This window comes from Pseudalkalibacillus sp. A8, assembly GCF_045920555.1.
Classification (GTDB): domain Bacteria; phylum Bacillota; class Bacilli; order Bacillales; family Fictibacillaceae; genus Pseudalkalibacillus.
The window spans coordinates 5,420,521-5,433,271 of record NZ_CP174509.1 but is presented as its reverse complement, the minus strand read 5'-3'; the positions used below and the strand labels follow the sequence as shown (position 1 = coordinate 5,433,271).

The window sequence follows — 12,751 nt, the reverse complement described above, 5'->3', positions numbered from 1 at the left end:
TAGGGGATAGCAACAGCGGTTGTCTATCTCCTTTTTGTTATAGGATATCAACTTTTCTTTTGGAGGTGTATTTACATTGAACAAATTATCACTCGAGATGGATAAGGCGTTGGAAGAAGTAAATGATCATCTTAAGAACGGGATCATTCCATTCTGGCTAAACAACGGGATTGATAAAGAGTATGGAGGTTTTTTTACTTGTTTTAATTCAAATTGTGCAGAATAGGAAGCATACTGGAGCGAAGTATTTTAAACAGAAGTAAATATTGTTCACGGTCTAGTTGCTCATAATCTAATGAATTAGCCCAAGCGTTTTGGTCAGTGGATGTCAAAAGCGGTTCAACCTTGACAAAACCTTTTTCATTCTGTGTGTAGAAACCAATTCAGAATCCGCTATATGTATAACAATCTGATGTATACTCCATTTATCCTTTCCTGGCTTAAACCTAATCTCTTCCTCAGACAAATCTTTAATGGATTCCTGTAACATCTTAAAACTGTACTCTTCAATCAACGCTTCCATTTGGTTCCTCCCTAATATTTATTATTAAGTTATATATTCTTATATTAATGTAAATTATCCTTTATCCATTATTATTCAACTAACACAAGGAATAACTCTATTCATTGCTGAATAAAACACCATTTAAAACATTTGTGTGTGGTGGGTTGACAGTTTCGTTCATATCAATGGAATAACACTTATAGATAGTTTATTTGTTGAGTAGATGTTTCAAAAAATTCAATTGGTATATTAGGGTGTTTTATACCAATTATATATTTAATGGCATCACCAGGGTCCAGTATACGTTCGTCCAGTGAATATTCATCCTTTTCTAGATTAAATTTGAATGAAAAATATTCAGGTGTTCTTGGAGGAGCCTCCATTTTAAAACCAATCCATCCTGTGCTGATATATGCACTATCTTGCAATTTGATGTTTGTATTGGTTTTTTTTAATTCTATTTTATGTTGAATATTTTTATCACTTTTTGAGCGTATACCAATCGCATAGGTTGTTAACGAAAAAGGTGGATTTCGTCCATCTTCATTCTCAGAGCTACACCAACCAATAATACTTGCTTGAAAAGTGCGATTATCTTTAGGATAAAAACTAACCAAGTCTTCCGACTCGCATATATGGGAAGTATTTGGTCTTAGGTCACCATCCCGCCAATGTACTTTTATTTGATAAGCTCCTGACGTAATTAAATAGCCATCAGGGAGTTGTGCTTCACATAGGGTTTCATCATCTACCGATTTATGAGCTATCGTAACATCCCATATATTATTTGGGTCATAAATTGCAGTAACAATTACATCTAATTTTTGATTTGAAGTCATAACTATAGATTGAGTTGAAAATTGCCACTCTTGTAACGAATTTGGCCACAACCCATATGGACTGAAGTTGCCTGGTGGGAAAGCAGCGATCGATTTATATTCGGATGGTAACCTAAAAGTATACACTTTGTTTGGTTCTACGGTATTTAGGTCTAGCTGAAAGACGAATCTTTTTAAATTTAATAGTTGTAGGTCAAAGGCTGGTAAATCATATGTTATATCTCCTCTTCCTGTAAGTATCGAAATACTTAATGCTTCTCTTGGTTCTCTTTCGACTATCATTAACTTTGTACCAGCAATGACTTCCCCTTTTTTAAAAGAATCTTCTTCAATAACCTTCCCACCAATAACTGAGATTTGATTTATTTTGGGGCGTGGATCCTCAGATTCTGGATGGGGTGTGTTATACCAGATTAGGATTTTTATTTTGTCATTTCCAATTGGAGTGATCTTCTTACAAAGGCCAATTTTATTTTCATCGTCCGTAACAACTACCGGTGTTTCTTCTGGTGGTACTGGTCCCCCATTATATTTTTGAATAATACAGGTTTGCCAAGCTGAAATTGCATAACGATTAATTGTTTCATGAACTTCCTTGTATCTTTTTCCTTCTTTTATTTTTATTTTACGGCCCTGATTTATCATTCCCTGGAGTTTTTTGAATTCTTCTTCAGACATCGTTGATCCGCCATCAACATCAGCTCCAAAGTAGCCAGTACCAACCCATTCAAAGTCCGTATCAGCATTCCAACCCGAATTTTTCATCTGTTTATATTCTTCATAAGTAGCTTTTTTTAACCAATTTTCAACAAACTTTTCGTAATCTGATTGTGTTTCAATTGTATGTGTTGCATACTTCTGGGTGTAAAGCAATACATCTTTACATAAATCTTCAGCCAATGTTAACTCACTCCTTTCACAAAATTTTCCCCCGAAATCAATCATTTAAGTAGTTAGACTACTTTAATAAGACAGTAAGTATCGGTTGCAATATCGTATGCTTCAACTGATGTTCTACAACTCCGACATGCCTGTGAGTATGTAAGCAACCGCCATCAAAAAACAGTTGAGTACGCGATTCGTTGTCAAAAGATAAACCGTCACTCCCAACTCCACATCTTCACATACTCTCTGTCATAAAGCCAGCATCAAGCTTCTCGCAGGGTGGACCACCGCAATGTAGTATGCACAGAAGAAATGTCGTATCCTATGTATCGATAAATAAGATACCCTTTTTTTATCAAAGTTATTCCCTAATCGCTTCCTGTTCAGAAAAATCATTTTTAATTCTTTAGTCCATGTTTCGAACAACTAATATCTACTGTTCATTGAAATTTTTTTACTGGGGTTGTTGACTGCACGTCTGAACTAATTAAAAAACAACGGCGAACTAAGACCTGAAAAACCGTTCCTGTAGGAATTGCTCGCCGCCAGAGTTTAAGTACATTCTTTCACAATCTCAACTATCTTTCCAAAATAAATATCTTGTTTACTTTAAAAGTGTTATTTAACAATCTGGCCCTTTTCATGAAGAAAGACCCTTTCCTTATTTCAGAAAAGCGCCCTTTTCATGAAAAAAGAGCACAACTCCGCTACAGAATCGCGCCCGATGATTGAATAACATAACAGCCAGCTTTCATCACAAGATGCCCTATTTTTATAAATATTCCGGAGGAACCCCTGGGTTACGGTTTTTTTGGCAACAGTGCAGGAAGGTAGCCTAGGTGCCGAGATCGTCAGAGCGTCCGGTTGCCAGGCGGGACCACTGGGCGGTCGGGCGGCCGTCCATCTGAAACTGACCACCTTTTGAGCCCCAACGCTGCGGCCAGCCCTCGGGTGAATCCTCCCAAAACTCCTGACGGCCGTAGACAGTCAGGTCCAGCAGTCCGTACGACGGTGCCATCCGTTCGTTGCCGCGGCCTGTGGTCCAGTAGGTCTCGTAGACCTTGTCGCCATCCCGGAGATAACTGACCAGGATGCCGAAGTGCCGGTCAACGATCAACTGGTCCGCGGCGTCTTGGGGCACCGAGTACCAGGGAACCGTCCAGCCCATGAAGTCGCGATACCGCGAACTCTCCTCATACGGCCCCTGACAGAAAGTCGCGTAGCTGACGGCCCGCGAGTTCAGATAGGACAGCTCGTTGATATGGGTCGTGGAGAAGGTGCAGCCCTCGCACTGCTCCGCGGCGGGTCTGCCGGTGTGCCACATGTGAAAGTAGGCGATCAGCTGGTGGCGGCCCTCGAACGTCTCCAGCAGCGTAACCGGGCCATCCGGGCCGATCAGCGGGATGGTCGAGTCCACCTCGACCATCGGCAGCCGCCGACGGGCTGCCGCAATTGCGTCACCTTCGCGAGTATGCACCTTCTCTCTGATCCGCAACTCATCCAGTTTGGCCTGCCAGGTGGCCCGATCGACCACTGGAGGCCGCGTAGAAGTGTTGTAATTTTGATTCATGTAATTATCCCCTCTCACTATTGTTTATTTACACAATCAAAGTTTATCCATAGACTTCTTCTCGATTGCTCAAAATTCCTTCAATATTCCGTGTTATCATTCCTTCTTATTCAACATAATGGCCCGATTGTGGAATATTTCTGAATGCATCTTTAAATATCTTTACTAATTCACACATTTTTGAAAGAGTTTAATACCTTGTTGCTAATAAATATACTGCCAAACATACAAAGGTTAATTGCCATAAACATTTATTTTAGCTTGTTTTGATTATCGTCCTCTTTTACAGAAGATAATTACTTATTTATTTAATAACGAACTCCTTTACCAGCAAATGGTTCGTCATTATATCTTGGTATAACTTGTAAATGACTATAGAAAATAAATTGGTTTGAGACCTCTCCGTCATTCCATCCAAGTGTATAACCATCTGGAGAAAGCCTATTGCGACCCAAATCTTTTTCAAATCCTACGACAATGACATCAATGATGACGATAAAGATAAAAAAGACAACAATACCAAGGTTAAAAATAATGACGATGACATCAACAAAACAGACATTAAAACATATGTCAATGATGATGTTAATGACGACAATGTTGTTAATGATAAAGTTGAAAAAATTAACAACACCCTTGTTAAAAAGGATGATGATTACCTACGAGACTTAGCAGCTGGTAAGAAAACGAAAAAGAAAAAAGTGAAGAAGGTTTTCACTTCATTTTATATGGATCCTGACTTGGCGACCGAAGTGGACAATATTGCCTCTCGTGGTAAAGAAGGCGACAAATCGAAATTAATTTTCGGAATCGTTCACTCGTCAAGAAACCCAATGGAACAAAGCGAATGTGGATGATGACATAACTGGTCATCCTCTTACAGTCTCTTGTTCGCTTGGGTTTTAGAGGGAAGCGAGATGCCATAGGCGGTTAGGAGGCGTCTCGGGTCACCTTACCGTCCTATAAGCAAACCCTTGTGGTTCCCCCGATGGCAATGATTTTTTGAAAAACAATGCTACTGCAAGAACCCTTTTTTAAGAAAAGTAAACCGATGATACTTCATGAGATCAGAGACTCAAAAAATAAATACTTGCAAAACAGAACATATGTTCGTAAAATAAGAATAAAAAGGTGGAAAGTATGAATAAAGATCGAGGAATGATGAAGTGGCAAGGGTTTTGTTTACCAGAACATGTGACCTTACTGGACGGGTTTGATCGAAACACGATCGCATCCCCGAGACCGTTCCTCAGTGAAGAACAAACCGAAGAAATCGAACGGCAAATTATATACAGCCTTCAAAACAACACCTTTGTAAAAATTACAATATGGAAAGAAGGGTTCTTTACATCGATGATAGGGAAGGTTAAAAAAATCGATCCGATCCAAAAAACAATCCGTATTCAGGGCGAACACGATACGATAAGTACGGTTCTGTTTTTTAATATCAGCGAGGTAAAAGCCGTGAAAGAGAAGTGGGGAGAGTAGACCTTAAGGAAAATAAAAACTTAAGTTTTCTAAACGTTCTTTAGAACAGAGATACTTGCCTGATCATTATGAGTCATGAAGGTGAGGTTAAAAAATGAAGTTCTCAACATACGATTGGGATTCGTTACGTGTCGAATATAACTTTGCCGGAAAACCCTATCATCTATCCTTTGTTTGTGTCGTGGAAGAAACACCATGCTTATTCCAAATTCGAAAAGAGGAGAGTTGGGAAGTGCATTATGTTGCTCATGCCAGTGAGACATGTGAACACTGTGGGACGGTTCGCTTGTATACAACATGTGATGTGTTTTCAACCTTGTTAAAAGGAAAGGAACAACTGCTTTTCCAATGGGTACGAAAACAACAACAAGGCCGTGGTGAGTGATGAAGCTCTGGATCGGTTTTCCCTTCATCTTGATATGGATGCTTAACGTTTCCTTAGAATACCTATTTCAGTTCCCGACTCACAGTATCCTGTATTCAATTGTCTTTCTCCTGAAGTATACGATAATAATCATATAGCTTAGGTAGAAACAATGCATTGGTGAAGGAAGTCAAAATGATGACCCAGGAGAAACTAACGGGAAAAGAGACTCCTGGAAAAAACATCAGTCGAAAACTGAAGTAGAATCCAAAGAACCATGACAGGTTTACATTCAAGTTCATCCATCGTTTAACCATAATTTCACCAACCTAGCAAGGGGAATAGCTTTATAAGTATAAAAAAGTAGATGATGATAAACAATAATGCGAATAAATGGAACAAGCTATCCGGTGTTCTCATCTAATCTTCCTTTTTATTTTTTATTATTTGTAAATAGATAAAAACCATAACCGAATACATAAAAAAAGCCTGTTAAACTTTCGGTATAACAGTCGAAGACTATCGTGCCCCAAAAACAAAAGAAGTCTATATACGACAAATTCTCCTGGTATATGAAAGGACTATCTTGTGAGAAACTAATAGTAGGACAACTTATTACGAGGGGGATTTTCATTGAAAAACGTATGTTCTGTTAAGATATCATCCCATCGTTTCCGTTTATTGAATATCTTAGAATTATATAAATTCTGCCAAAGCTGTTCCAGTAACGTTTATATTTATGCTAAAGATAAATGTTGTAAAGTCGAACGATTACCGAGCCTAGTTTCTTTTGTGATAAGTCTTCATTGTCGGGATCTTATGATTGTGATAGAGGGAAAACATTCGATGAAGGATAAGATTCGTCTTGAAGACTTGTTGAAATCAACTGATCCAGTTCAAACTAGAAGTTATACTGTAAATTCATCATCTTGGTAGGGGTTGACGTATTTTCAACCAAACCAAGCCCTTACAAGGTGTGTTGTGGCGATTACTTCGAGCTTGCAGGTTGATATTTAGCACAAGGGGGAGGATCGAGCTGTAGCTTTATAATAAACGTTCAACAACTCCCATATTTTACAGCACAAAAAAGAACCGATTTGAAAAAAGATTGATTAAAATGGATTCTTATCTAACAGATTTAAGTTTAGTTTTTATAAAAAAGTTGAATCATTTTCTGCCTGTGTTACTCCACAATCGCTTGTGGAAGATCGTTTTTAGACTGATTTGCATCAGCTTTATTGCAGAAACGTTATGCTTTTTAATTGTTATTTTTCTACAAGTGTTAAAGTGATGTAGATAAGAATTCCCGAAGCGACAATTATAAGAAAAGAATTGGTTATAAGATTAACGTCAATCTCGTTTGTTACTTGATAAACTTCTCCAGCCCTATTATGCCGTATGATTTTCCAGCCATCATACTCAAGTGCAAAGAAAGAGATGATTAAGCCTAAGATTAACCCGCCAATACTTGAAATCCAACCTTTTTTCATTCCTCCACCCCTTTATCCCTTATAATACGAAATGGCCCTTAACATTAAGAAAGAGCACAATTCTTGTTGTAGAATAGCGCCCTATAAAATGGAAGATCGTTCTACAATATTGCAGAAAAGCATTCCTTTGGTTCGACTTAACTTAAAAGGAAAAAATATATTAAATGGTAATCAAAAATGTACCACTTGCCAGTTGACTGCAAACCCCTATAAGTTAAGCAACGATTCCTTATTATCGATAGCTTTCACCACTATCTGATCGCCAAAGACATGATTCCACTGGCTAAACTGCAAATTGGTGGTGAATTTCAATATTTTCAAGAATTATTAACGCTTCATTTTCCTTTTCGACTGGAACGATACCTGTTCAGTTATCTATTTTTCAATTGTAAAACTATTGTTAATCATTTATAAAGATTTGTAACTTTTGCGATAAAAATATTGTCCCAAGTTGTATGCTGAAATAAAATTTTTTATGTTCCTATATCAGAAAAGGAATGAAAGACAAATAGAGAGTGATTGTAAAAAGCAATTTAATTCGGGAGGGAATGTTCAGTTGATGAAAAGATGGATTGCTGTTGTTTTAGCGGGGATTTTGTTACTGGCAGCAGGGGGAGTAACTGCTCTTGATCAAAAGAAAGTAGATGCCGCAAATAATTCATTCCGTTTTGTTGTGATGGGAGACAGCCGGGGCGAATTGCATGGCACGAATGAAAGCACACTACGTACTCTGATGGAGAAGGTCAAGGGTCTATCCGAACAACCCAGCTTTCTTATGTTTACTGGAGATCAAGTATTTGGCGGGGTTGATGTCGAGTCTCAATTGATCGAATGGAAAGATATTGTTGATGATTATTATCCAGCTAATATGATTTACCCGGCGCTCGGGAATCATGAGCATGATGAAACGGTCTTCAGCAAGGTCTTTAACTATTTGCCAAATGAACAACTGCCAGGTTATCAACGCAGTGCTTATTATTTTGATTATGGCAATGCTCGTTTTATCGTAATGAACTCAGATCGGAAAAAAACGGCCGTCAATATTCAGCATTATCCGGACTATGTCATTACCGCTGAGCAACGCAAATGGTTAGAAAATCTGCTGGCTACCAGCGATAAAACACATCATTTCGTAATGTTTCATGTTCCAGCTTATCCGATTGGTTCCCATTACGGTGCATCTCTTGATGCAAATCCTGAAGAACGGGATGCTGTTTGGGATGTGTTGGATAAATACAATGTGACAGCCGTCATGGTTGGACATGAACATAACTACAACCGCCGTCATATTGATAGTTCCTTTAATGGTAACGGATATACGTTTGAGAACAAGGTCCATCAAGTTACGCTCGGTGGGGCAGGTGCACCAACCAACAATACTAACAAGGATTCTCGTAATGTGGACGTAGGTCCGGTTGCCAAAGATCATTATATGGTTGTGGATATTGTCGGTGGACGAGCGAACTTCCAAGTGTATGATAGAGAAAATAACTTGATCGATGAGTTCACGGTGATGAGTAATAAGAAAAAGGTGAGTAACAATTGAAACTGATCGTTTCCGTACGTGATTTAGCGGTTACACAAGGGAGTGTAACCGCACTTCTTTTTCTGATGATTCCACTCGTCCATCTATTAAGCGATTCTTCCTATAGATGGGCTGCCACTTTGCATGGGCTGGCTTCGGTTATGACGATGATCGCGTCTTTTGTAACCGTTCATTTGATTACCATGCTATTAAAAGGGAACAAAGAGATTGTGCATTCAGTAACGATATGGGTCTGGGTCACAAATGTCCTTATCTTACTTGCTATCATTTTTGGGAATTGGCTGTATATTGGCTACCGTGCACCAGACAATGTGCAACAATGGCTGCAGTTTCATGAGCCTGCTATGCACTTTATCGTGATGGAATTCAAAGAATTTGTCGCCCTCGGTTCATTGCCTTTTGGTGTCATCGGTGGAATGTTGCTACAGTTTTATCGACGGATGGAAGACAAACAATTGGCAGGTTTGATTGCTTTTTTCATATATGCCTCTTGGTTATGTCTGCTGCTTAGTTTTGTGACTGGATTGGGATTAACATTAGTAAAATCAGTATAAGGTGGGAAAGCGAGATGAGTCAGGTGAATAAAGGATTGCCGGGAAGGGTATCCGCCATCGTTTTTTCCAGCTGGTGTGCTCTTTATGCGTTAATCGGCCTGCAATGGTGGAGTGTCATTGAACCCCTTGATGCCAACCTTGTCTTTGCCCAAATGGGAAAATGGGTGCCGTATGGCTGGGCGATCGGCCCATATGCGGGTAAAGAGTTGATTACTCTGGTTGTGTGGCTTGTTGTACAAGGTATCTTAACGCTCGTATTAAAGAAACGGACATTTTCTGTTGCGCGACTATTTCGAAGTTCAGTTTATCTCTTTGTAGGATTTCTTCTTTTGATATGGCCCCCTTTTTATCATATGTTATGGGGTTGGTTACCGAATTTACCATAAAATGAGGGAAGTAAGATGAAGTCATTTTTGATTCGTTTAAAAACGTTTAAGCCAGCTGTTGGTAGCGGTATAAAGTATATGAAAAACATCCATATCTCGTTTTTGAATTCGGAGGTCAGTCGAATTTTAAGTCGCTACCGATTGTTAAGCAGTACCCTGTTATTGGCTGGACTGATGTGCCTTACTCTGTGGGCTTCTAATTTCAGTAATGTTGGTGCGGGAGAGTACCAAGAACCTCCAGCCAATTATCGTGTAACATTCGTGAATCAATCGCTTGATTCCATTAGTGATCAATGGATCGATGAGCATAGGCAAGCGATCCTGATCGGCCGGATTGAAATGTTAGACGAGATGCCGTCTTCGATCTCAAAAACCATGGTATATCCGATATATGACCAAACCATAAGCGAACCTGAATTTAATGAACGATATCCACTCTTGCCTGATTCCGTTTCTGGATTTTATAAAACGGCCTATTCTACAGATTTTGGTGATATCCGTTTATTTGTCCTAAATGGGTCGAAGTTAACGGATCAGAGGCAGTGGGAGTGGCTGGAACAGGAGAGCCAAAAGAACAATAAGAAGAAATTCCAGCTGCTTTTTGTTGATGGTAATTTGAATAGCTCCATGTGGGAACGTTTGAGAAAAATGGAGATCGATGCGGTTTTTATGAAGGATCAACTTAATGTGCGATCAAACAGATTAGAGGCTGCTTCAATAGATTGGGACGATCGGACAAGCGACTGGAGACGATGGAAAGGAAACGATATTCTTTCATTCGAAATAATGGCAAGTGAGGATGATTTAACGATTCAAGCGGAGTCGCCTACAGGAGCTATTATGCAAAAGGTTGTGATTCACCATTTATCTGATCAACATCAAATGAAAAGGGATCAGCCGTTCGCCACATATGGGAGTGTTTGGCAATATCGGTTGGGGGATGAATCGATACCAATTACTGTTCCTTCTAATATCGATTTAACAGGTGAACATCCCATTACGGAACGGGTAAACTTGCCTGTATCAGACTGGCGTCATCAGAAATACATTGCGGATCATTGGAAGACGGGACGCGCTCCGATCGGGAGTAAAGATGCTCCAACTGTAAAAGAATTTATACAAACACCGATCCCTGCTGGGAGGACTTCCTCTGTTTATTTTCGACAATCATTTACCGTTACGGATCCAAAACAACTGCAGGGTCTCCGGCTACATGTCACCTTTGCAGATGGGTTTGTCGCTTATTTGAATGGCGAAGAAATAGAACGGGACGGTATTAAACCGGGCTTGACAACACCAGAAACACTTGCGGTTACAAATGAGCCCACCTTTCAGAAGGAATATCGGATCACCAGTCAGCTAAACAAATTAGTCCCTGGAACAAATACGTTAACGATTGAGGTTCACAAAAGCCATCCCCATGCGAAAGAATTGATATTTGATGCAACACTCATCGCTGAGACGATAGAGAAGTGAGGGAAATACCATGGGTAAAAAGTTGTTGTTATTTATTGTTTGCTGTTACTTGTTAACGGGATGTCAGGCAGATGATGAGGAAGAGTTGATCGCTGACGTAACACCGACTCCCACACATCTTGTGATCAATAATGGGGATGCATTTGTCTGGGAGCAGGTAACCATCACGATCGACGGTATATACAAAATGAAAGTACCAATGCTTCCGCGGGGAAGATCAGGCTACGCTTATAAGCAGTTTCGTAATCAACAAGGTGAAGGTTATAAACCTGCTCATTTTGGTCCGAAACGGGTTGAAATAACCATAATAGATACGCGTTCAAAAAAGACAAGTAGGTATGTTTGGTAACAAGAAGTTACCTCAATGATTACAGAGTTATTATTACAAAAAGAATCTCTTTATGGAGTTGGAGTTAATGAGAAATGAAAAGAAAATAAATCTGAGCCGGAAGGCATTTTTAAAATCGCTGCTCGCAGGCTCTGCATTAGTTGTTGCCGAGTCTTTGGACGGCGGGATGATTTCTCGCGTTCTGGCTGCAGATTCTAATACCATCAAATCGTATAATCTCCCCGTATTCCAAGTAAAATATCCAGCCGGGCAAGGGTTCCCGCAATCGGTGGCTTCTGGTGACCCAACCCCGTCCGGTGCAGTTTTGTGGACAAGAGTAGATCCTTCTGTTCAAAACGGAATGGATGGGAACCAGTTTGATCCCCAACTGGTGCAATGGCTTGATCAATCATCGACCGCACCCAATCAATCAGTACGTACCGCTATTGAAAATGGCCAGTTCATTATGGTGGAGATTGCCCTGGACCCACAGTTTACAGAGCTTCAATTGCGGTGTTACACTCCCATTTGGAATGATTTTGACAATGTAGAAACTGAACCGACCATTAATTCGACCCCAACAGCCTCTGCATCCTTTTGTTTTTATTTCTTCCAACATAAATATTATCTCATGGATAAATAACGGTAAAATGTTGCTCTGCTAACACCTGTAGCATCTAATATCTCCTGAATACTATACTCTTTACTGTCATACATCCGAAAGGCCATATCCAGTTTAGTTTGGTCTTTTTTAGGGCGTCCTCCTTTTCTACCTCGAGCTCTTGCAGCATCCAACCCTGATTTCGTTCGTTCTGAAATGATATCTCTCTCAAACTGTGCCAACCCACTGAAAATCGTAAACACAAGTTTTCCCATTGCGGTTGTCGTGTCAATGTTCTCATTAATGGAAACAAAGTGAATACCTTTTTCTTGAAAATCATTGATTAGGTCCACCAAGTGTTTTGTGCTCCTGCCTATTCGATCCAATTTATAAACAACAACCGTATCGCCCTCTCTTAAGTATTTCAACATTTCATTAAAAGCTGGTCGGTCTTTTTTTGTCCCAGTGATTTTCTCTGAATAGATATTTTTCTCTTTAACCCCATATTGCTTTAACGCATCAAACTGCATATGTAGATTTTGGTCCTTCGTACTTACCCTGGCATAACCAAATAACATATCCCTCTCCCCCTCTTTTAATATTGTTGTATTTATATTATCAAAAAGGATTTATTGTGTATATTTTTATACTTTGTTTTTGAGATGCCTTTTGGAACTAATTTTTTTAGGATTTTTATTCATTTTAGAGTAGTTTCGCAG

At 39.5% G+C, this 12,751-nt stretch carries 14 protein-coding genes; 9 read left to right on the top strand and 5 right to left on the bottom strand.

Annotated features, from left to right (window positions below):
- The first annotated feature begins 76 nt into the window (after positions 1-76).
- Positions 77-226 (top strand): hypothetical protein, encoded by a 150-nt coding sequence (locus tag ACJROX_RS27230; RefSeq protein ID WP_408008320.1) that lies wholly within the window; start codon positions 77-79, stop codon positions 224-226.
- Between the two features lie 102 nt (positions 227-328).
- Here ACJROX_RS27230 and ACJROX_RS27225 read toward each other — a convergent pair whose 3' ends face one another.
- The 3 genes from ACJROX_RS27225 to ACJROX_RS27215 all read right to left on the bottom strand — a co-directional run bounded on the left by ACJROX_RS27225 (position 329) and on the right by ACJROX_RS27215 (position 3,799).
- Entirely contained in the window at positions 329-523 is a 195-nt protein-coding gene (locus ACJROX_RS27225; RefSeq protein ID WP_408008319.1) for a DinB family protein, read from the bottom strand.
- A gap of 179 nt (positions 524-702) precedes the next feature.
- The gene (locus ACJROX_RS27220; protein WP_408008318.1) at positions 703-2,244 is read right to left on the bottom strand and encodes a hypothetical protein; all 1,542 of its coding nucleotides are present in this window, start codon (positions 2,242-2,244) and stop codon (positions 703-705) included.
- A gap of 820 nt (positions 2,245-3,064) precedes the next feature.
- Positions 3,065-3,799, bottom strand: a complete 735-nt coding sequence (locus tag ACJROX_RS27215) for a DUF899 family protein (RefSeq protein WP_408008317.1) — start codon at positions 3,797-3,799, stop codon at positions 3,065-3,067.
- A 1,140-nt stretch (positions 3,800-4,939) separates the two neighbouring features.
- Between ACJROX_RS27215 and ACJROX_RS27210 the strand changes: the two genes are divergently transcribed.
- Positions 4,940-5,287 carry a YolD-like family protein gene (locus ACJROX_RS27210; RefSeq protein ID WP_408008316.1) on the top strand — a complete coding sequence of 116 codons (348 nt, stop codon included), beginning with the start codon at positions 4,940-4,942 and terminating at the stop codon, positions 5,285-5,287.
- A gap of 94 nt (positions 5,288-5,381) precedes the next feature.
- Positions 5,382-5,672 (top strand): hypothetical protein, encoded by a 291-nt coding sequence (locus ACJROX_RS27205; RefSeq protein ID WP_408008315.1) that lies wholly within the window; start codon positions 5,382-5,384, stop codon positions 5,670-5,672.
- Between the two features lie 1,244 nt (positions 5,673-6,916).
- Here ACJROX_RS27205 and ACJROX_RS27200 read toward each other — a convergent pair.
- The gene (locus ACJROX_RS27200; RefSeq protein ID WP_408008314.1) at positions 6,917-7,141 is read right to left on the bottom strand and encodes a hypothetical protein; all 225 of its coding nucleotides are present in this window, start codon (positions 7,139-7,141) and stop codon (positions 6,917-6,919) included.
- 559 nt (positions 7,142-7,700) lie between these two features.
- Between ACJROX_RS27200 and ACJROX_RS27195 the strand changes: the two genes are divergently transcribed.
- From ACJROX_RS27195 to ACJROX_RS27170, 6 genes are all read left to right on the top strand, one after another.
- Positions 7,701-8,687, top strand: a complete 987-nt coding sequence (locus tag ACJROX_RS27195) for a metallophosphoesterase family protein (protein WP_408008313.1) — start codon at positions 7,701-7,703, stop codon at positions 8,685-8,687.
- The gene (locus tag ACJROX_RS27190; RefSeq protein WP_408008312.1) at positions 8,684-9,241 is read left to right on the top strand and encodes a hypothetical protein; all 558 of its coding nucleotides are present in this window, start codon (positions 8,684-8,686) and stop codon (positions 9,239-9,241) included. The genes ACJROX_RS27195 and ACJROX_RS27190 overlap by 4 nt, the downstream gene beginning before the upstream one ends.
- Before the next feature lie 14 nt (positions 9,242-9,255).
- Positions 9,256-9,627: a hypothetical protein gene (locus ACJROX_RS27185; RefSeq protein ID WP_408008311.1), complete on the top strand. Its 372-nt coding sequence runs from the start codon at positions 9,256-9,258 to the stop codon at positions 9,625-9,627.
- A gap of 15 nt (positions 9,628-9,642) precedes the next feature.
- Positions 9,643-11,103, top strand: a complete 1,461-nt coding sequence (locus tag ACJROX_RS27180; RefSeq protein WP_408008310.1) for a hypothetical protein — start codon at positions 9,643-9,645, stop codon at positions 11,101-11,103.
- A 10-nt stretch (positions 11,104-11,113) separates the two neighbouring features.
- Entirely contained in the window at positions 11,114-11,452 is a 339-nt protein-coding gene (locus tag ACJROX_RS27175) for a hypothetical protein (protein WP_408008309.1), read from the top strand.
- A gap of 67 nt (positions 11,453-11,519) precedes the next feature.
- Entirely contained in the window at positions 11,520-12,074 is a 555-nt protein-coding gene (locus ACJROX_RS27170; protein WP_408008308.1) for a PhoD-like phosphatase N-terminal domain-containing protein, read from the top strand.
- Here the strand turns inward: ACJROX_RS27170 and ACJROX_RS27165 are convergent.
- On the bottom strand, positions 12,056-12,610 hold the full coding sequence (locus ACJROX_RS27165) for a recombinase family protein (protein ID WP_408008307.1): 555 nt from the start codon (positions 12,608-12,610) through the stop codon (positions 12,056-12,058). The genes ACJROX_RS27170 and ACJROX_RS27165 overlap by 19 nt on opposite strands.
- Positions 12,611-12,751: the final 141 nt, after the last annotated feature.